18 protein-coding genes are annotated in these 18,874 nt (G+C 70.4%); 6 read left to right on the forward strand and 12 right to left on the reverse strand.

Annotated features, from left to right (window positions below; genetic code table 11):
- The first annotated feature begins 206 nt into the window (after positions 1 to 206).
- Positions 207 to 1,199, forward strand: coding sequence for a ThuA domain-containing protein (locus BJY14_RS03305; RefSeq protein WP_179842234.1), 993 nt, complete (start codon positions 207 to 209; stop codon positions 1,197 to 1,199).
- Positions 1,200 to 1,350: 151 nt separating this feature from the next.
- Here the strand turns inward: BJY14_RS03305 and BJY14_RS03310 are convergent, their stop codons facing one another.
- From BJY14_RS03310 to BJY14_RS03340, 7 genes are all read right to left on the reverse strand, one after another.
- On the reverse strand, positions 1,351 to 2,124 hold the full coding sequence (locus BJY14_RS03310; RefSeq protein ID WP_179842235.1) for an ABC transporter ATP-binding protein: 774 nt from the start codon (positions 2,122 to 2,124) through the stop codon (positions 1,351 to 1,353).
- The gene (locus BJY14_RS03315; RefSeq protein ID WP_179842236.1) at positions 2,121 to 3,992 is read right to left on the reverse strand and encodes a branched-chain amino acid ABC transporter ATP-binding protein/permease; all 1,872 of its coding nucleotides are present in this window, start codon (positions 3,990 to 3,992) and stop codon (positions 2,121 to 2,123) included. The genes BJY14_RS03310 and BJY14_RS03315 overlap by 4 nt, the downstream gene beginning before the upstream one ends.
- Entirely contained in the window at positions 3,989 to 4,858 is an 870-nt protein-coding gene (locus tag BJY14_RS03320; protein ID WP_179842237.1) for a branched-chain amino acid ABC transporter permease, read from the reverse strand. The genes BJY14_RS03315 and BJY14_RS03320 overlap by 4 nt, the downstream gene beginning before the upstream one ends.
- 112 nt (positions 4,859 to 4,970) lie before the next feature.
- Positions 4,971 to 6,128, reverse strand: coding sequence for an ABC transporter substrate-binding protein (locus BJY14_RS03325; protein WP_179842238.1), 1,158 nt, complete (start codon positions 6,126 to 6,128; stop codon positions 4,971 to 4,973).
- A 54-nt stretch (positions 6,129 to 6,182) separates the two neighbouring features.
- Positions 6,183 to 8,006, reverse strand: a complete 1,824-nt coding sequence (locus tag BJY14_RS03330; RefSeq protein WP_179842239.1) for a thiamine pyrophosphate-binding protein — start codon at positions 8,004 to 8,006, stop codon at positions 6,183 to 6,185.
- Positions 8,003 to 9,004: a zinc-dependent alcohol dehydrogenase gene (locus tag BJY14_RS03335; protein ID WP_179842240.1), complete on the reverse strand. Its 1,002-nt coding sequence runs from the start codon at positions 9,002 to 9,004 to the stop codon at positions 8,003 to 8,005. The genes BJY14_RS03330 and BJY14_RS03335 overlap by 4 nt, the downstream gene beginning before the upstream one ends.
- Positions 9,001 to 10,479 carry an aldehyde dehydrogenase family protein gene (locus BJY14_RS03340; protein WP_179842241.1) on the reverse strand — a complete coding sequence of 493 codons (1,479 nt, stop codon included), beginning with the start codon at positions 10,477 to 10,479 and terminating at the stop codon, positions 9,001 to 9,003. Before BJY14_RS03340 ends, BJY14_RS03335 begins: the two co-directional genes overlap by 4 nt.
- Positions 10,480 to 10,900: 421 nt before the next feature.
- On the opposite strand from BJY14_RS03340, the gene BJY14_RS46325 reads away from it, so the two are divergent.
- The 3 genes from BJY14_RS46325 to BJY14_RS03355 are packed head-to-tail and all read left to right on the forward strand — an operon-like array spanning position 10,901 to position 13,757.
- A complete protein-coding gene (locus BJY14_RS46325) occupies positions 10,901 to 11,692 on the forward strand; it encodes an IclR family transcriptional regulator domain-containing protein (RefSeq protein WP_312878942.1) in 792 nt (263 codons plus the stop codon).
- A gap of 26 nt (positions 11,693 to 11,718) precedes the next feature.
- Positions 11,719 to 12,909, forward strand: coding sequence for a CaiB/BaiF CoA transferase family protein (locus BJY14_RS03350; protein ID WP_179842243.1), 1,191 nt, complete (start codon positions 11,719 to 11,721; stop codon positions 12,907 to 12,909).
- A gap of 26 nt (positions 12,910 to 12,935) precedes the next feature.
- Positions 12,936 to 13,757 carry a citryl-CoA lyase gene (locus BJY14_RS03355; RefSeq protein ID WP_312878943.1) on the forward strand — a complete coding sequence of 274 codons (822 nt, stop codon included), beginning with the start codon at positions 12,936 to 12,938 and terminating at the stop codon, positions 13,755 to 13,757.
- A 107-nt stretch (positions 13,758 to 13,864) separates the two neighbouring features.
- Here the strand turns inward: BJY14_RS03355 and BJY14_RS03360 are convergent, their stop codons facing one another.
- The 5 genes from BJY14_RS03360 to BJY14_RS03375 form a co-directional block, all read right to left on the reverse strand.
- Positions 13,865 to 14,005, reverse strand: a complete 141-nt coding sequence (locus BJY14_RS03360) for a hypothetical protein (protein WP_179842245.1) — start codon at positions 14,003 to 14,005, stop codon at positions 13,865 to 13,867.
- A 150-nt stretch (positions 14,006 to 14,155) separates the two neighbouring features.
- Positions 14,156 to 14,461 (reverse strand): DUF4190 domain-containing protein, encoded by a 306-nt coding sequence (locus BJY14_RS03365; protein WP_179842246.1) that lies wholly within the window; start codon positions 14,459 to 14,461, stop codon positions 14,156 to 14,158.
- Between the two features lie 170 nt (positions 14,462 to 14,631).
- Positions 14,632 to 14,763, reverse strand: coding sequence for a hypothetical protein (locus BJY14_RS46330; RefSeq protein WP_281382053.1), 132 nt, complete (start codon positions 14,761 to 14,763; stop codon positions 14,632 to 14,634).
- 455 nt (positions 14,764 to 15,218) lie between these two features.
- Positions 15,219 to 15,863 carry a hypothetical protein gene (locus tag BJY14_RS03370; RefSeq protein WP_179842247.1) on the reverse strand — a complete coding sequence of 215 codons (645 nt, stop codon included), beginning with the start codon at positions 15,861 to 15,863 and terminating at the stop codon, positions 15,219 to 15,221.
- A gap of 33 nt (positions 15,864 to 15,896) precedes the next feature.
- Positions 15,897 to 16,667: a transposase family protein gene (locus BJY14_RS03375; RefSeq protein WP_179842248.1), complete on the reverse strand. Its 771-nt coding sequence runs from the start codon at positions 16,665 to 16,667 to the stop codon at positions 15,897 to 15,899.
- 215 nt (positions 16,668 to 16,882) lie between these two features.
- Here BJY14_RS03375 and BJY14_RS03380 point away from each other — a divergent pair, with 215 nt between their 5' ends.
- Both BJY14_RS03380 and BJY14_RS03385 read left to right on the forward strand, forming a co-directional pair.
- The gene (locus BJY14_RS03380) at positions 16,883 to 17,461 is read left to right on the forward strand and encodes a GNAT family N-acetyltransferase (RefSeq protein WP_179842249.1); all 579 of its coding nucleotides are present in this window, start codon (positions 16,883 to 16,885) and stop codon (positions 17,459 to 17,461) included.
- 391 nt (positions 17,462 to 17,852) lie between these two features.
- Positions 17,853 to 18,728, forward strand: coding sequence for a DMT family transporter (locus tag BJY14_RS03385; RefSeq protein WP_179842250.1), 876 nt, complete (start codon positions 17,853 to 17,855; stop codon positions 18,726 to 18,728).
- The last annotated feature ends 146 nt before the right edge of the window (positions 18,729 to 18,874 follow it).

The following is an 18,874-nucleotide window of genomic DNA, read 5'->3' on the forward strand; positions in this document are numbered from 1 at the left end:
GGTTTCCGGCCCCTGACAAGAGGCACCGAAGGAACTTCTCGCACCAAACCATTGTTTCGTCGCAGAGAGGAGCCGCAGTAGTCGCAGTGCGTGGTCGGGTATTGCCGCCGCCGAGCTTCACATGAGATGTTCCTTGAACCTCTTGACGGTCCAACTAGACCACTAGACGGACCATGGAGGCCGCTCGCCAGGAAGGAACCCGTTCCATGAGGAGACCCTCGTCCCGCCTCGCCACCGCGACCGCCGCCGCGCTCGGCACGGCCGCGGTGCTCGTCACCACGTCGCTGCTCACCGGGGTGCCCGCCACCGCGGGCGGCCCGCTCGCCAAGCCCAAGGACCGCGGCGCCCAGGAGCTCGGCGACCCCGACTACGGCGTGTGCCGCGGCACCGACCCGCGCTGCTACCACGACTGGGGCAACTTCGACGCGTCGAAGGGCTACCGGATCCTCGTCTACAGCCGGACCGCCGGGCCCCGGCACGCCAACCTCGGGCCCGCTCTCCCGCCGGGCATGAACCCCGCGCTCGGCGACGCGAACGCGGCCCAGAAGGCCCTGGTGGAGATGGGCCGGAAGAACGGGTTCTCCGTCGACTGGACCGAGGACGTGGCACAGCTGGCCTCCCCGGCCAGGCTCTTCGGCTACAACGCGGTCGTGTTCCTCAGCACCACCCGCGACACCCTCGACGACGCGGCCCAGACGTCCTTGCGCCAGTACATCCGGGGCGGCGGCGGATTCGTCGGCGTCCACAACGCGTTCGGGACCGAGTACAACTGGCCGTGGTACGAGGGCCTCCTCGGCGGCGCCAACTTCTACGACCACCCGCGAGAGCAGCCCGGAACGGTCCAGACCGTCGACCGCGAGGACGTCTCCACCTCGGGGCTGCCGAGCCGCTGGGCCTTCACCGACGAGTGGTACAACCTCGTCCCCTTCCCGAGCCGCGTGCGGTTCCTGGCGACCGTGGACGAGGGGACCCTGACGCAGGGGATCGCGGGCAACATGAACCACCCGGGCCACGGCTCGCTCCACCCGGTGGCCTGGTGCCAGTACTACGACGGCGGGCGCGCCTGGCTCACCACCCTCGGCCACGACGCCAAGGCGTTCACCGATGACGGCGGCTCCTTCGCGGGGGCGAAGGAGTTCCAGAGCCTGCTGCTCAACGGGATCGAGTCCGCCATGGGCAAGAAGCCCTTCTGCCGCTGACGCACGCGGGGGCGGCGGCCCATCGTGCCGCCTCCCCCACCTGTCGCCGCCCGGATCGCGTTCCGGGCGGCGACAGGAGGCGCGGGTGTCGAGCGGGAACGAGCGACCGCGCCTCAACGTCCGCAGGCGCGGTGTGCAGTGCCCGCCCGCACTACAGGCCCAGGTAGATGCGGCGGACGCGGACGTCGTCGCGCAGCTCGGCGGAGGTGCCGGTCATGGCCACCGCCCCGTTCTCCATGACCACGCAGTCGCTCGTCGCCTCGAAGGTCAGCTTGGCGTTCTGCTCGACCAGCAGCAGGCTCAGACCCTCCCCGCGCAGCCGCAGCAGCACGGCGAGGATGTCCTCCACGAGCTTCGGCGACAGGCCCATGGACGGCTCGTCCAGCAGGATCAGCCGCGGCCGGGCCATCAGCGCCCGGCCGACGGCGAGCATCTGCTGCTGCCCGCCGGACAGGGCGCCGGCGAGCCGGGACCGCATCTCCCCCAGCACCGGGAACAGCTCGTAGACCTCGGCGAGGCTCTCCCTGGTCGCGGAGTCGCGCCACGACCGGGCGTAGGCGCCCAGCATCAGGTTCTTCTCGACCGTGAGGCCGGGGAAGACGTGCCGCCCCTCGGGGACGTAGCCGATGCCGTGCCTGACGACGTCGCGCGCCCTGACCTTCGCCAGGTCGGTGCCGCCGAAGGTGACGCGGCCGCCGCTGCGCGGCACCAGGCCCATCAGCGCCTTGAGCGTGGAGGTCTTGCCCGCGCCGTTCGCGCCGATGATGCCCACCGACTGGCCGGGCTCGACGGTGAAGCCGATCGAGCTGACCGCGCACACTCCCCCGTAGTGGACGGACAGATCCTCCACGGTGAGCGTCGCCCCCTCCCTTTCCGGAGGCGGCTTCTCGCGCCGGGTTCCGGCGGAGGTCGTGTCGGCGTTCATGAGGTCACCTCGCTGGTGTCCGGGAGGGGCATGCCGGCCATGGCGGAGTCTCCGAGGTAGGCCTCGATCACCGCGTGGTCGGCGACCACCTCGGCGGGCGTGCCCTCGGCGATCACCGAGCCTCCGGCGAGCACGGTGACCCGCTCGCACAGGGACATCACCAGGCCCATGTTGTGCTCGATGAGGACGACGGTGACGCCGCTGTCGCGGATCGAGCGGACGATCTCGGCGAGCTGGCGGACCTCCTCGCCGTTCAGCCCGGCCGCCGGCTCGTCGAGCAGCAGCAGGCGCGGCCCGGACGCCATCGCGCGGGCGATCTCGATGCGCCGCTGGATGCCGTAGGGCAGCGCTCCCGGCGCGGCCCCGGCGAACCCGGTCAGCCCGAAGCGGTCGAGCAGCTCGTCCGCCCGCCGGTGCAGCCGGCGCTCCTGCCGCCAGATCCCGACGGGCCACACCGCGTACCGCCAGATCGCGCGGGTGCGGGACCGGTCCAGCGCGACCAGGAGGTTGTCCCGGACGTTCAGCTCCCCGAACAGGCGCAGGTTCTGGAAGGTGCGGGCCACGCCCAGCATGGAGAGCCGGTACGGGCGCGATCCCGACACGGTCCGCCCGTCCAGCAGGACCCGGCCCCCGGACGGCCTGTAGAAGCCGCTGATGACGTTGAACAGCGTCGTCTTCCCCGAGCCGTTCGGGCCGACGATGCCGCGGATCTCTCCCCGCCGCACCGTCAGCGTGACGTCCTTGAGCGCCTTGAGACCGCGGAAGTGCTTGGCGATCTCCCTGATTTCCAGGATCGGCTCCCCGTCCGGGCCGGCGCCGCCGTCCGCGGGTTCGGCGCCGGCGGTTCCGGCGGGCTCGGCGGCCTCGTACGGCCGGAACGGGTGCAGGACGGCGCGCTCGGAGGTCCGGCCCCGGCGGCGGTCCACCAAGGTCTTCACCCGTGCCGGCACACCGGCGAGGCCCGTCGGCGCGAACACCACCATGAGGACCACCACGACGCCGAAGCCGAGCTGGGCGTAGGTCGGGTAGTCGACGAGCTGCTCGCGGACGAGCGTCAGCCCGACCGCGCCGACGACGCAGCCGACGAGGCTCTGCCGTCCGCCGATCACCACCATCGCGAGCAGCAGGAACATGTTGGCGATGTTGAAGGTGTCGGGCGCGACGTAGCGGATCAGCCCGGCGTACAGGATGCCGGCGAGGCCGCCGAACACGCTGGAGAGCATGAACGCGGTCATCCGCAGCAGCGGGATCTCCGCGCCGACGGCGCCGGCGGCCAGCGGGTCGTCCCGCATGGCCATCATCCTGCGGCCGAGCCCGGTCCGGACGACGAACAGCCCGAACGCCAGCGCGATCGCGAACACCACCACTTCGAGGTAGTAGTAGAGGTACTCGCTGGACAGGTCGATGCCGAACATCGGCGGGACGGGGATGGCGGAGATGCCCTCGGCGCCCCCGGCCGTCTTGGCGTTGGTCGTCCAGTTGATGAACCCGAGCGCGAGCCCGAGGGTGACGATGCCGAGGTAGTGCGACTGCATGCGCAGCGCCGGAATGCCCACCAGAAGACCGATCAGGGCCGTCGCCACGAGCGCGATCAGGGCGGCGGGCCAGAACCCGAGTCCCTTGTCGGTGGTGAGGATCGCGGTGGCGTAGGCGCTGACCCCGAAGAAGGCCACCTGCGCGAGGTTGATCTGGCCGGCGATCCCCATGGCGAGGCCCATGCCGATGGCCAGCAGCGCGAACACCAGCGCGATGTTGACGACGTGGATGGCGTAGCCGCCGAGCTGGTACGGCAGCAGCCAGGCGATCAGGACGAGCGCGGCGAGCGTCGCGACCCCCGGGGTGCGGCGGTGGCGCAGGAGCGAGGTCATGCCCGGCTCACCGTCGTCTCGCCGAACAGGCCGGTCGGCCGGATCATGATGGCCGCGGTGAACACGAGGAACACCACGAGTTCGGAGTAGCCCTGGAAATGCCCGGCGGCGAACGAGTCGAGGATCCCGATGAGGAAGCCGCCTGCGATCGCCCCGGGCACGTTCCCGCAGCCGCCGAGCATGGCGGCGGCGAAGCCCTTGATCCCGATGGTCCCGCCCATCGTCGCGTTCACGTACAGCAGCGGGCCGACGAGGCCGCCGGCCAGGGCGGCGAGCCCGGCGCCGACGGCGAAGGCGATGGCGTTGCTGCGGCCGACGTGGATGCCGACCGCGGTGGCGGCCTCGTGGTCCATGGCGACCGCCTGCATGGCGGCGCCCATCTTCGTCCGCTGGAGGAAGCCGACGAGCAGCAGCACCGCGAGCGCCGCGATGAGCAGCACGACGAGGTCGTAGGTGCGCACCCGCAGCCCGAGGAACTCCAGCGGCGCCGCCTTGACCGGGGACGCGACGGCGCGGCCGGTGGCGCCCCAGATGAGCACCGCGACGGCCTGCAGGACCATCCCGAAGCCGATCGTGCCGATCAGCATCAGGGTGAAGTCCTTGTTCTCCAGCGGGCGCAGGACCCGCTCGATGAACAGGCCGATGAGGGCGGTGATGGCGATGGCCAGCGCCATGGCCAGGGCGAAGGGCAGCCTGCTGGACATGTAGAAGGTGGAGGCGGTGTAGGCGCCGATCATGAGCACGTCCGCGTGCGCGAAGTTGACCAGGCCCATGGTGCGGTAGACGAGGGAGAACCCCATCGCGACGAGGGCGTAGATCGCGCCGAGGCTGAGCCCGCCGATGAGTGTCTGGAGGAAGACCTGCATGGTTCTCTTTCTGACGCGGGCCGGCGGAGGGGCCGGCCGGGGACGGGGGCGGGCGGCCGGGCACCGTGCTCGGTGCCGGCGTCCGGCCGCCGACGCCCGTCCGGTCGCCGGATCAGGTTCCGGCCTCGACGACCGTCCCGTTCTTCATGATCCCGATCGTGGTGGCCTTGATGCCGACCCCCGTCTCGTCGTAGGCGAAGTCGCCGAGCAGGCCCTGGTAGCGCACCGCGCGGATCGCGTCGGCGAGCTTCCCGCCGGTCGCGACGCCGCTGTTCTTCAGGGCGGTGAGCAGGATCTGCGCTCCGTCGTAGGCCTTGGCGCCGTGCAGTTCGGCGTCCTCGCCGTAGGCGGCCTTGTAGGCGGCCGCGAACTTCTTGGACGCCTCGCTCACCTCGTTGCTGAGGTAGGGCGAGCTGACGATGGTCCCCTCGGCGTTCTCGACACCGGCCGTGTCGCGGTACACCGGGGTGCCCTGCGGCGCCGCGCCCGCGAACGGCACGGTGATGCCGAGGTCGCGGGCCTGCTTGACGATCAGCCCCGACTCCACCTCCTCGGCGCCGAGGAAGATCACCTCCGGCGACTTCTGCCGGATCTTGGTGAGCTGGGCGCTGAAGTCCTTCTGGTCGGTGGTGACGACCTCGTCGGCGACGGGCTTGAGGCCCCGGTCGCCGAGCGCCTTGAGGAAGGCGTCGTGCTCGCCCTTGCCGTAGGACCCGTTGTTGCTGATCATCGCGATCTTCTTCAGCTTCTTCTGATCGACGACGTACTTGGCCAGCGTCTCGTCGTAGGTCGTGCTCGTGGGTCCGTTGAGGAAGAGGAACGGGCTCTTCAGAGCCACCATGCCCGGCGACTGCCCCGAGGCGATGTTGGGGATCTCGGCCTGCCGGAGCGAGGGCGCCATGGCGATCGTGACGGCACTCTCGGCGGTGCCGAGCATCGCGATGTAGCCCTGGCTGTCGATCTTGCGGGCGAGGTTCGTCCCGACCGTGGGGTCGCCCTGGTCGTCGAAGACGTCCAGCCGGATCTTCCGGCCGTTGACGCCGCCCTTGGCGTTCCACTCGTCGACGGCGAGCTTGGCGCCCTTGTGCTCCCACTTGCCGAGCGAGCTCAGCTGCCCGCTCTGGGCGTCGACGACAGCGATCTTGATCGGCCCGCTGCCGCCGGAGCCGGAGTCCTCCGACTCACCGGGGGCACCGCACGCCGCGGTAAGGCCCGCGGCGAGGACTCCGGCGGCCAGGGCGGTGACACGGAGCCTGGGGATGTTGAACATTGCTTCACCTCGGTGGGTGGATGTCGGGGTGGGGTGGGGTGGGGGTCGGTCGGCTCAGGGGGCGGGCGGCGCGGGGTGGCCGCTGCCGTCGGGGAAGACACCCTGGTAGATGTCGTTGATGTTCCAGTGCCCGGGTGTGGGCACGGGCTCGTTGACCATGGGCACGTCGAGGACCGCCGGGCGGCGGGCGGCGACGGCCGCGCGCAGCGCCGGCAGCAGCGCCTCCGGTGCGTCGATCCGGTGTCCGTCGGCGCCGCACGCCTCGGCGAAGGCGGCGAAGTCGGGGCTGTAGGGCCGTCCGTCCGGGTCGCGGAACTCGCAGCCGTAACTCGCGCCGAAGTTGGCGGCCTGGAGGTCGGCGATGGTGCCGTGGGCGCGGTTGTTCATCACGACGAACACGACCGGCAGGCCCTGCTCGACCGCCATCGGGACGGCCGGCAGCTGGGCGCTCATGCCGCCGTCGCCGACCAGCGCGACCACGACCCTGCCGGGCGCGCCGATCTGGACGCCGACGGCCGCGGCGGGGCCGAAGCCCATGGTGGACGCGCCGCCGGGGGTGATGAACCGGCCCTCGGCGGGCAGCTCGTAGCACTGGGCCACGCCGTTCTTGTTCCAGCCGACGTCGGTGACCAGCACGGCGTCTGGCGGCAGCGCCTCCCGCAGGTCGGCGAGGATCCGCTCGGGCCGGAGCGGGAAGTCGGCACCGCGTCCGCGCTCGCGGCTCCCCTCGAACAGCTCGGAGCGGGCGACCCGGATGCGCTCGCGCAGTCCCGGGCGCGCCATGGGCTCGGGCCGGACCACCCGCACGGCGGCGTCGATCGCCTGGACGGCGAGGGTCACGTCCGCGACGGCACCGATCTCCACCGGGTAGTTACGGCCGATCTCCGCGGGGTCGATGTCGATCTGGATGAGCCGCCCCGGCGCCTCCCCGTCCGCGGTGGCGGTGGCGAGGTTCCAGGTGTGGCGCGGGTCCCACGAGCTGGCGTCGGTCTCGGCGAAGCGGGTGGCCAGGGCGAGGACGACGTCGGCCGAGCGGGCGTAGTCGTTGGTGGTGCGCAGGCCCCAGAAGCCCGGCATGCCGAGCAGCAGCGGGTGGTCGTCCGGCACGGCGCCCTTGCCCATCAGCGAGTGGACCAGGGGGGCGTCGAGGTGCTCTGCCAGGGAGAGCAGGGCACGGCGGCCCGCCTCGCCGCGCAGGCCGCCGCCGAGGTAGATCAGCGGCCGTTCGGCCTCGGCGAGCCGGACGGCGATCCGCTCCGCGACGCCGGCGGGCAGCGCGGGCACCGCCTCGTGTGCTGGGAGCGGATGCTCGGCCGGGACGACGGGCCGCGAGAACAGGTCCATCGGCACGTTGAGCAGCACCGCGCCGGGGCGTCCGGTCGACGCCGTCCAGAAGGCGCGCTCGGTGAAGCGGGCGAGGTCCTCGGCCCGGTGGACGTGCCAGGCGCGCTTGACGAAGGGCCGGTAGATGGCGGTCTGGTCGGCGTCGGCGTGGAGGTTGACCTCCTGGTGCGGGTGCCGGCCGTGGTAGTAGGACGGGATGTCGCCGGCGATCGCGACCAGCGGCACCGAGTCCAGCGCGGCGGTGGCGACGCCGGTGACGGCGTTCATCATGCCCGGCCCGACGTGGACGAGCAGGACGCCGGGCTTGCCGGAGGCGCGGGCGTAGCCGTCGGCGGCGTGCGCGGCGGCCTGCTCGTGCCGCGCGATGACGAAGGTGATGGGGCTGCGGCCCAGCGCGTCCAGCAGGGCGATGTTGGTGTGGCCGCAGGTCCCGAAGACGTACTCGACGCCGTAGCCTTCGAGCTGCCGGACGAGCGCCTCCGCCGCGGACACCGCCACGGCGCTGTCCTCACGGGGGTGGACGTCCACGGTCATGAGGCGTTCTCCTCGGTTCGGGGAAGGCTGATCCAGGTCTTGCCGGCGGCGCCGGCGGCCCGCGCGAACGCCGCGGGCGCCTCGGCGAGCTCGAAGCGCTCGCGCAGCACCCTGCCGGGGCGAAGATCGTGCTCGGCGAGCGTCGCGATCGTGCGGGGGAAGTCGGCCGGGTGGTCGTAGATGAGGCAGCCGCGCACGGTCAGGCGCCGCTGCACGAGGGTGAAGGTGGACAGGCGGGCGTGCCGGGGGCTCTGGCCGACGACGATGAGGGTGCCGCCGGGGGACGTGCGCTCCAGCGCCTGCTCGAACGCCTCAGGAACGCCGGAGGTCTCGATCACCACCGGGAAACTCGTCCGGGAGGGCGGGCCGGAGGCGTCCTCGGCGCCGAGTTCCCGTGCCAGTGCGCGGCGGCCCGGGTGGGGTTCGACGACGAACGGGACGCCCCCGGCGTGCGTGACGGCCACCGAGACCAGCAGGCCCTGGGAGCCGGCGCCCACGACCAGGCACCTGTCCCCCGGGGCGAGCCCGCTCATGCGGACGGCGTTGAGCGCCACGGTGAGCGGCTCCACGCAGGCGACGTCGGTGTCGTCCCACCCGTCCGGGACGGGCCAGGCGAAGCGCGCCGGGACCGCGACGCGCTCGGCCAGCAGGCCCGGTTCGGAGATGCCGGCCGCCCGGCGGCTCCGGCAGCCCGCCGTGGCGCCCGACCGGCACGGCGCGCACCGCAGGCACGGATAGTTGGGCTCGACGACGACGCGCTGCCCGGGGTACCGGTCGGCGACCCGGTCGCCTGCGGCGACGACCACGCCGAACGCCTCGTGCCCGAGCACCCACGGCAGGGCGGGCACGGGGCGGTGGCCCGAGACGACCGCCAGGTCGGAGCCGCACAGCCCCACCCCGTGGACCGCCACGACGACGTCGTCCGGCCCGCAGGCCGGCTCGGGCCGGTCGTCCACGACCTCCACCGTCTCCGGCGCGACGAGCGCGACCGCCTTCACGCGGCGCCCCACAGCGAGGTGCCGCGAAGCATCAGCGTCTTCACGACGGTGTAGTCCTCGATCATGCAGCGCGGCGACTCGCGTCCGAATCCTGAGTCCTTGACGCCGCCGAACGGCACGTGGTCCAGGCGGTAGTTGGACGAGCCGTTGACGATCAGCCCGCCGACCTCCAGCTCGCGCCAGGCCGTGACGATGCGATCGAGGTCGCGGGTGAACAGCCCCGCCTGGAGGCCGTACCGGCTCCGGTTGCACTGCTCGACGACGCCGGCGAAGTCGTCGTAGGGCATGACCGCGACCAGCGCGCCGAAGACCTCCTCGCGGACGAGCGAGGCGCCGGGCGGCGGGTCGGCCACGACCGTCGGCAGGGCGGTGGCCCCGTCGCGGCCACCGCCGAGGAGCACGCGCGCCCCCTGTTCGGCGGCCTCGGCGCTCCATCGCACCACCCGTTCGGCGGCGTCGTCGTCCACCATCGATCCGACGTCGGTGCCCGGATCCAGCGGGTCGCCCACGTTCAGCGACCCCACCTCGGCGGTGAAGCGGTCAAGGAAGTCCTCGTAGCGCGAGCGGTGGACGTAGACGCGCTGGACGGAGATGCAGCTCTGGCCGGAGTTGCTGTAGCCGGTGCGGGCGCAGATCCGGGCGGCCTCGGCGATGTCGGCGTCCTCGCACACGATCGTGGCGGCGTTCCCGCCCAGCTCGAGCACCAGGCGCTTGGCCCCGGCCGCCCTGGCGACGGCCGCCCCGGTGGCGGCGCTCCCGGTGAAGCTGATGACGGCGACCTCCTCCGCCGCGCACAGCTCGGCGCCGACCGCCCCGTCCCCGTGCAGCAGCTGGACGGCCTCGACGGGCATCCCCGCCTCGACCAGCAACGCGACGACGGCCGTGGAGACGGCGGGAGCCTGCGGCGGCGCCTTGACGATCGTGGTGTTGCCGGCGGCGAACGAGGCGCCCAGCTTGTGCGCGAGGAGGTTGGCCGGCGCGTTGAAGGGGGTGATGGCGAGCGCCACGCCCGCAGGGGCCCGGTAGGTGAAGGCGGTGTCACCGGTCCCGCGGGCCCATCCGGCGACGGGAAGGGTCTCTCCCCCGATCTGCCGCGCCTCGGCGGCGCAGACGGCGAAGGTGTCGGCGACGCGGTCGATCTCGCCCAGGCCGTCCCTGACGGGTTTGCCCAGTTCCAGCGCGAGCAGCCGGGCCAGGTCGTCGCGGTTGTCGGTGGCGGCGCACGAGGCCCGCTCCAGCACGTCCGCTCGCGAGGCGGGCGCCAGCCGGGCCACCACCCGGGCGTAGTCGCGCGCATGGCCGCGAACGTCGGCGACGTCGGCGGGCCCGGCGGCCGGAGCCCGGCTGACCGTCGTGCGCAGGTACGGTCCGACGCGTTCGCTCTGCGGACCCTCCGTACTCCACCGGCCGCCGATGAGGGCCGCCGCCTGCACCGGCCCGCCCTCGGCGGCGGCCGCGAGCACCGCTTCCAGCATCCATGCCTCCCAATCCGCTAAGCGGACTATTAGTGCCATCATGCGGACTTCGGGTCAACGTAAGGGCCGCCGCCGGGCGCTGACAAGGGCCGGTGCGGAGAAACTTTCGCGCCGCGACTCGGCCAGGAGGGGCTCTCGCACAGGCGCACCTCCACCGATCGAGCCGGAACTTAATGTTCGAACCAGTGAGTTAGTTATAGGTGACCGGGCTCACAAGGGGAAGGGTGCAGGAGAAAAACTTCCCGATCGCCCCACATTGAGACCGACTGACGGTCCAACTAGACCGCTGTATGGACTGCGTGTAACGTACGAACCGTCCCCCGCCCCGGGGCGCGGTCTTCGCCGGTTCCGCGCCCCTCGACCGCGGAGAAACCGGGACACTCGTGCTTCCACCGTCCCGGACCAGAATCGGGGAGAACCAGTGAGCCCAGCGAAGAAGAACGGCGGCGAGCAGGCGGCCGACGCCGGGGGCGTCCGCAGCGTCCAGCGCGCCGTCGAGATCATGTCCCTGCTCGGCGAGGAGCGCCCCGTCATCTCGATCCGCGAGATCGTCGAGGCGACGGGCCTGGCGAAGACGACGGTCATCCGCCTCGTCCAGACGCTGGAGCAGAACGGCCTGCTCTGGGCCGCTCCCAACGGCTACCTTCCCGGGCCCGGCCTGTGGCGGTGGGCGCATCTCGCGCGCAGCAGCTGGGAGCTCCCGCCGGAGACCCGCAAGTTCATGCGGGACCTCGGCGCCCGCCGCCGCGAGACGGTGAACCTCTACATGGTCCGCGACATCTACCGGGTCTGCGTCGCCCAGCAGGAGAGCCCGCAGCCGCTCCGGCACGTCGTGCACATAGGCGACGAGCTGCCACTCTGGGCCGGCGCGTCTTCCAAGGTCCTGCTGCGCGACGCCCCCGACACCCTCCTGCGCCGCGTCGCCCTGTCCTCCCCCTATGGAGAGGGCCACGTCCAGCGGCTGCGGGAGTGGATCGACGAGGCCGCCCACCTGGGCTGGGCCGCCAGCCACGGCGAGCGGGAGGACGGCCTGTCCGCCGTCGCCGTCCCGGTCGTCGGACGTTCCGGAACCGTCGTCGCCGCCCTGTCCCTCAGCGGACCTACCGTCCGCTTCCCCGACGAGCTCGTCGAGCAGTACGCGGCGGACCTGCGCCAGGTGGCCGAGGAGATGTCCGAACGCGGCTTCGACCACCCGCTCAGCCCCGCGCGCTGAACCCGCGTGACCTAAGGAGCTACCGCATGCCACAGCGACCGCTCAGCGGCGTCCGGGTCCTCGACCTGACCAACGTCCTGGCCGGACCGTACTGCAGCTACCAGCTGATGCTGCTCGGCGCCGAGGTCGTCAAGATCGAATTGCCGGGGCAGGGCGACCTCGCCCGGCACCTCGGCCCGGAGGCCGAGCTGAACCGGACCGGCATCGGCGCCTCGTTCCTGGCGCAGAACGCGGGAAAGAAGTCCGTCGAGATCGACCTCAAGGACGCCGCCGACCGCGCCGACTTCGAGGACATGGTGCGCGGCGCCGACGTGCTCCTGGAGAACTTCCGCGCGGGCGTCCTCGCGAGGCTCGGCTTCGGCTGGCCGCGGCTGCGCGAGCTGAATCCGCGGCTGGTCTACTGCGCCATCTCCGGCTTCGGGCAGACCGGACCGATGAGCCAGGCCCCCGCCTACGACCAGATCATCCAGGGCCTCTCCGGGATGATGAGCATCACCGGCACCCCCGACACCGCCCCGCTCCGCATCGGCTTCCCCGTCTGCGACACCGTGGGCGGGCTGACCGCCGCCCTGCACATCTGCGCCGCCCTGGCGGGCCGCGACCGCACCGGTGAGGGGACGTTCCTTGACGTCTCCATGCTGGAGTCGGCGGTCTCCGCCATGGGCTGGGCGATCTCCAACTACCTCGTCAGCGGCGTCCCGCCCGAGCCCATGGGCACCCAGAACGCCACCGCCGCCCCGTCCGGCACCTTCGCGGCCGCCGACGGCCCCCTCAACATCGCCGCGAACCGCCAGCAGCAGTTCGAAACGCTGTGCGCCCTCATCGACCGCCGCGACCTCCTGGACGACCCGCGCTTCATCGACCGCGAGCAGCGCAAACAGCACCGCGACGAACTGACCGCCGAACTCGAACACGCCCTGCGCCGCCGCACCGCCCGCGAGTGGGAGCAGCTCCTGAGCACGGCCGGCGTCCCCGCCGCGCGCGTCACGACCGTCCCCCAGACGGTCGAGCTCGACCAGCTCGACCACCGCGGCTTCTTCACCGAACTCCCGTTCCCCGACGGCTCCGCGCGCGCGTTCAAGGCCGTCGGCAGCGGCGTCCTGCACGACGGCGAGCCGCTGCGTCCCACCGGCCCTCCGCCCCTGCTCGGCGAGCAGAACCCCGAACGCCGAGCCCTGACGAGCCGCTGGAACGACCGCGACGCCATCACCCCATGACCGACCGCCCAGCGCAGGAGGCTCCCGTGAACGACATCGACCCGACGGGCGCCGTCGCGCAGTGGTGGGCGACCGCCATCACCCGTATGGAACCCGGCGTCATCGAACTGCGCGGACACCCCGTCCAGGACCTCATCGGCACCACCGGCCTCACGTCCATGATCTGGCTGATGCTGCGCGGCGACCTCCCCGCCCCGAGGCAGGCGGCCCTCCTGGACGCGGCGCTCGTCGCCGCCGTCGACCACGGCCCCCAAGCCCCCTCCATCGCCATCGCCCGCATGGCCGCCACCTGCGGTGTCGGCCTCAACAACGCCGTCGCCAGCGCCGTCAACACCCTCGGCGACGCCCACGGCGGAGCGGGCGAGCAATGCGTCCGGCTCCTGGACGACGTCCTCCAGCGCGAGAGCACCGGCCTCGACCTCCGCACCGCCACCGAGCAGACCATCGCCGCCTGGCCCCGCTACCTCCCCGGCTTCGGCCACCGCTTCCACCCCCGCGACCCCCGCCGCGACCCGCTGATCAGCCTCGTCGAGGACGCCGCCCGCGACGGCGTCGTCCCCGGCGACCACCTCCGCGCCGGCAGGTCCGTGGAGGCCCTCCTCGCCGAAGGCCGCACCAGGCCCGTGCCGATGAACATCGACGGCGCCACCGCCATCATCTACGCCGAACTCGGCTTCCCCGCCCCTCTCGCCCGCGGCCTGTTCGTCCTCAGCCGCAGCATCGGCATCCTCGCCCACGCCTGGGAGGAGACCCAAAGCGGCCAACGCAACAAAGGCCCTGTCCCCCGAGAGATCCTCCCCACCTCGATAGCCGGCCCGACGAGGCAATCACCGCATCACAGAACCTGACCCCAAGTCCGGTCACAGGATGCCAAGGCTGGATCGAGGGCAGCGCACCCAGCCGCGCCGCGGAGCGGTGACCGCCCCGGCGATCCCGCCGACCCCGCCCGCCGTGATCATGGCGGCGAAAGGTTCAGCCGCACGCGGGCGAAGTAAACGATCAGGGTGTCCACCGCCAGGCAGAGGTTGATCAAGGTCCGGACGTTGGTGAGGGCCAGCAGCGGGCGAAAGCCGACGACGAAACGCAGGCCCTCCAACTATCCTCACCGGGCCTGCGGAGTTTCAGTCGGGCCGACCTCGGCGCCACCCGCGCTCGACCGGCCCTGCCGGGTGCCACAAGACGGTCGATGTGGCAGTCGCCCAAAATCATCACCCCGGCGGTCCATATCGGGCAGCACATTGCAGGTCTAATTCATCAATGCGGCGAAGAAGCGGTTCACGGCTCCCGGGTCGACGAATATAAAGGCGACGAACGCAACCGGGACGACCAGGATCAGTAGCCAGCCCAGCAGTGCTCCTGCCAGTGCTGAGCCGCGTCCGAACTGGCCGGTCCTGCGGATCTGCCCGGCGGCGATGTGTCCGAGCACCACCGCGAACAGAGATGTGAAGCCACAGGTGAAGAAGCCGAGGATGCCCAGCACGAGGGCTGCGGTAGCCATGCCATTGCGCGCGGGTGGCGGAATGTGAGGGGGCGGCGCGGGGAAATAGGCCACGAACGACAATCTAGATCAGTTCCGGCCGCGTGTGACCAGGGGACCTGACCTGATCCGGCCATGCCGTGAACCGCAAGCGTGACCCACGTCGACGCGGAAGTTAGAGGTCAGGCGGCGCAGCAGCGTCGCCAGGTTCGGCTTCCCCCCCTTGATCGAGGTCACCACGCGCTTCAGATCGGCCACATCCGCTCGATCAGCCTCCAGTCAACGACCCGGCGGCAGCCGTCGGCGTGGGCGAACAGGACGTTGATGCGCTGGTTCTTGGCTTGTTCGGAGTGCAGGTCAGCGAGTGACGCCGACATCGCCTCTGACGCTGAGGGGCTGGAAAGGCACCGTTGAAGGTGCGGGTCTCCAGGGCGGCGCCCGCGAGTGGGTCGAGGTCGCTGATTCCGCCGAGCAGGTTCTTACACCCGCAGGGAGGGCGGCGGTGAACCTTCCGGGCTTCGGCGGCGGGGATTGTTGCCGTGTCCGCCCACGGTGGCCGTGCTCAGCGCGCCCAGGCCGCAGGGCATCACGACCTGCACACGACCGCTTCGCTCTCCACGGAGCCGCCGGGCCCCGGCCGTGACCAGGCCCAAGCGAGGCGGTACATGGTCCAGTCGCACCGGCGGTGGCCAACCTGTCGCCTGGTCGGCTTGCCCGACTGCTGGTGAGACGGCTTGGGCGGTCGCCCGGAGAGGGTGGAGCACTACGACGTTTAGCTCGCCACTGGGCGGGTGGCACGTTCAGCGCTTTCGCAGGCCGCCGTCCGATGAAGTTATGTTCGCGAGCCTCCGTCTTGCCTCAGCACGGTCGTGGCGTGGTCTTCTACCCGGGTGACGATGTCCTGATAGTCCGCAAGCTTGATCTTGCCATCCGGTGACAACGAAAGAATGATCACGTAATTGCCGCGTCTGCTGGTGAGTTGCAGGGCGCTCTTGGTCGTCCTGCCGATTTGGTGTTCCCAGATCTGGACGCGTGCGGGCCCGCCGTCACGCCGATAGAATTCGTCGGCTCTCAGTATGACGTGGTGATTCTCTCCGTCGATGACGATGTCGTAGGCGTGGCATTCTTCTGGTGCCGGCGTCGCGACGAGCTGTTGGGCGTCCGCCTCCGTGAGCTTGATGATGGTCTCGGTCACAAGGAGGGCTCGGGCTTCGTCGGTCCACATGGCGAGCGCTGCGGGCGAGAATCGGGCCTGCTCGCCGAGCGCCTGGATGCGGCCCGGCAGCATCGTCCGATCGGCGCAAGGCTCGGACGGCCACGTCTTACCGTCGACGATTCTGTCCGTGAGCTGCTGGTAGGTGCCCGAGATCGGTCCGTATCGGAACGTCTCGCTCGACTGCGCCGCCGGGATCGGCAACAGCGCCCGCTTCAGGCGATCCGTGTCGGCCGGTTCCGATGGCCGAATGGTCGGGGACACGCTCCGATCGGGGCCCGACTCACTGAGCCTTTTTCAGCGTGCTGCGGTCTCGCGGAGTTGCAGGGTGTGGATGGCCTTGGCGAGGCGTCCGGCGCGGTGGGGGCAGCAGCGCAGCTTCCGCAGGATTCGCCATGACTTGAGCTGGGCATTCGCGCGTTCGCCGGGGCCGCGGAGCTTGGCGTGTGCACGGTTGGCGTCCTTTTGCGGTTCGGGCTTGTCGCGTCCCTTGTAGGGCGTGAGGATGTGCGCGCCGGCGCCCTGGTAGGCCTTGTCGGCCAGCACCAGCAGCCCGGTGGCCGCCAGTGCCCGGACGACGCCCCAGATCCGGGCCGCGGTCAGGTCGTGGACCGAGCCGCGCAGCGGTCCCGACACCCACAGCAAGGTCCCGTCCGGTGCGGCGATGACCTGGAGGTTCATGCCGTGGCGGCGGTGTTTTCCCGAGTAGTAGGGCCGGTCGGCGGCGACCCTGTCGATCGAGACCAACGTGCCGTCCAGCACCAGGTAAGGCAGCCCGGCTTTGACCGCTCTGGCCAGCGCCGCACCGAGTTTGGGCGCTCGGGCGGCGAGAAGGTCGACGGTCTCGTTGACGTAGCGCCACGCGGTGGCGGTGGAGACGCCGAATCCGGCGCCCAGCTCGGCGTAGGTCTCGCCCTTGCGCAGGTAGACCAAGGTCATCAGAGCCTGCATGCCCGGGGGCAGGCACCGGCCCCTGCTGCCGAGGGCCTGGCGGTGGCGGCGGACGACACCGGTGGCGTAGGCCAGGGTCCGGCGCGACAACGGCAGCGAAGCACGGTACAAAAGCATGTGAGGCCTCTGGTGGGGACGGGACGTTGTGAGAGACCAACCGTCCTACCAGGGGTTTCTTGACGTCCGGCACCGCCCACACCGTCCGCGATCATGCTGTGATCAGCGCACATCGAACTGCCGCTGAAAAAGGCTCATTGTCTTCCCCCGCGGCACCGCGACAGCCGGGGAGAATAACGATCGCTTCACCGAAGTCGGTGTGAAACGGTTGCCACGTGCCTCAACCGATCTTGCACACCGAGCGTCTGCTGCTGGTACCGCTGGCCGATCGGCATCTCGACCTGGAGGTCTACCTCGACTCCGACCTCGAGGTGCTGCGATATCTCGACGCGAGAACGCCGACCAGGCACGAGGTGGTCGCAACTCATCAGCGGCGGATGGCCATGGCAGGCAAGGTGGACGGGCTGGGCTTCTGGATGGCCCACCTCTCCGCTGAAGGTGAGGAGGGTGAGTTCGTCGGGCTCATGATGCTGCCGCCTGCACATGGTCTCGATCAGCCCGACGATCCCACCGTCTGCGATCTGGGGTACCGGCTCGTCCGCCGGCACTGGCGGCAGGGCCTGGCCAGCGAAGCATCCCGCGCCCTTCTGCGGCACGCCTTCGACACAGTCGGGCAGAGCCGTGTGATCGCGCAGACCATGGCCGCCAACGCCGGATCCATAGGAGTGATGCGGGCCATCGGCATGCGGTACGTGCGCACGTACTATCCGCAGTTCGACGATCCGCTGCCGGACGCGCACCTCGGCGAGGTCGAGTACGAGATGACCCGCACCATGTGGGAAGAGATGCGCTGAGGCGGCGGCCGGTCTCGGATCCTGCTCCGGCACGAAAACGAGGACCTCACTCAGCGCCGCGCCCGTCGGGACCGGACGACCGGCCCATTCGACCCTCACACGGCCCGGATTCTGATTTCCGGCTCCCGACCACCCGAAATGGTCCATCGCCTCCCGTGGTTCGGACGGCCGCGAACCCGTAGACACTTCGCTCCGGACGGAATGACGTTCGACTGGGAGCCTGTCGGCCCTGGAAACACGGGGCGCCGGCAGGCTCGCGGTGCGACCCGTCCGAAAGAGCAGTGCGCCGAGACAGCGGATCCACTTGCCGTTCCGTAGTGAACACGGACGGTCTTCCATGCCTGCATCCAAAGGATGCGGGGGCAACTCAAACAAGAAGGGAGAGAGGTGCATGTGCGCAGCAGACCTCCCAAGAAATTCTAATATTGCAGTTTTTGCACTGATTATTTCAATTGCCTTGGGCGTGACGGCAGGCACTGTTCAGCTCGCCTTGGGACTGGTTGGCAGGATCGGCCCATTCACAGCCGCTCTCTTGGTCGCCACAGTCGGCATCGCGCCATTATTGATCACGTACAGGCCGTCCTTGCGGGCGGGTTGGCCGATCTGGCGATCGGCGCTGATTCTGGGACTCGGCCTTACCGTGGGGTTCGTCTCCTTCCAGTATGCCATTCGCATGCTGCCCCTCGGGATCGTGCTGGCGGCGTTCTATGTCGGAGGCCCGATGCTGCTCGTCACCATCGAGATCCTAAGGTCCCGCCGGTGGTGGGACCTGGCGTGGCCGGTGGCGGGTTTCTCCGGTGTCGTCGTGCTCACGCCCTCCTGGGAAGGCGAGATCAACTACTGGGGATTCGCTGTCGTTGCGCTTATGGCAGCGAATTTCCTGGTCGGAATGAAAATGATGTCCAGCATCAAAAGAAGTGACATCACCGCCTGCACGACTTTGGCAAGAATCCCTAATATCATCCTTATGTTCGTGTTGGCTTTACTATGGGAGGGGTCAGACGCGGTCTTCGGTCTGGACAGGGGTGATTTATTGATCTTCCTGGCCGCGGGGGCGCTGATCTTTCTGTCGACGGTGTTGTCCAACATGGCATGGCAGCGGGGAATCCGCCCCTTCGCCGTGGCGTTGTTGAACCCCATCGAACCTGCGTGCGGTGCCATCCTGGGACTGATCGCAGGTCAACAGCTGAACTGGGCGTCCTGGATCGGCATTTCCATGGTCACGGCCGCCGGCGTCGGCGCAGCGATCAGTCAGCACAGGAAGTGACCTGGCTGGCTCCGCATTTGCGGCGGGGAGGATCCAACCTCCCCGCCGTCCGCCGATCCGGTGCTCGACCAACAGCTCTCGCTACCTCGGTCACTTTGAACCTCAACTGCTGATCCGCCCCGGCATCCTGAGCAGGCCCAGCTCCA

The organism is Actinomadura luteofluorescens (assembly GCF_013409365.1).
Classification (GTDB): domain Bacteria; phylum Actinomycetota; class Actinomycetes; order Streptosporangiales; family Streptosporangiaceae; genus Spirillospora; species Spirillospora luteofluorescens.

Bases quoted from the DNA above. Each gene is read 5' to 3' on its own strand.
- BJY14_RS03305 (WP_179842234.1), top strand. From the start codon at position 207: ATGAGGAGACCCTCGTCCCGCCTCGCCACCGCGACCGCCGCCGCGCTC.
- BJY14_RS03310 (WP_179842235.1), bottom strand. From the start codon at position 2,124: ATGAACGCCGACACGACCTCCGCCGGAACCCGGCGCGAGAAGCCGCCT.
- BJY14_RS03315 (WP_179842236.1), bottom strand. From the start codon at position 3,992: ATGACCTCGCTCCTGCGCCACCGCCGCACCCCGGGGGTCGCGACGCTC.
- BJY14_RS03320 (WP_179842237.1), bottom strand. From the start codon at position 4,858: ATGCAGGTCTTCCTCCAGACACTCATCGGCGGGCTCAGCCTCGGCGCG.
- BJY14_RS03325 (WP_179842238.1), bottom strand. From the start codon at position 6,128: ATGTTCAACATCCCCAGGCTCCGTGTCACCGCCCTGGCCGCCGGAGTC.
- BJY14_RS03330 (WP_179842239.1), bottom strand. From the start codon at position 8,006: ATGACCGTGGACGTCCACCCCCGTGAGGACAGCGCCGTGGCGGTGTCC.
- BJY14_RS03340 (WP_179842241.1), bottom strand. From the start codon at position 10,479: ATGCTGGAAGCGGTGCTCGCGGCCGCCGCCGAGGGCGGGCCGGTGCAG.
- BJY14_RS03350 (WP_179842243.1), top strand. From the start codon at position 11,719: ATGCCACAGCGACCGCTCAGCGGCGTCCGGGTCCTCGACCTGACCAAC.
- BJY14_RS46330 (WP_281382053.1), bottom strand. From the start codon at position 14,763: ATGTCGGCGTCACTCGCTGACCTGCACTCCGAACAAGCCAAGAACCAG.
- BJY14_RS03375 (WP_179842248.1), bottom strand. From the start codon at position 16,667: ATGCTTTTGTACCGTGCTTCGCTGCCGTTGTCGCGCCGGACCCTGGCC.
- BJY14_RS03385 (WP_179842250.1), top strand. From the start codon at position 17,853: ATGTGCGCAGCAGACCTCCCAAGAAATTCTAATATTGCAGTTTTTGCA.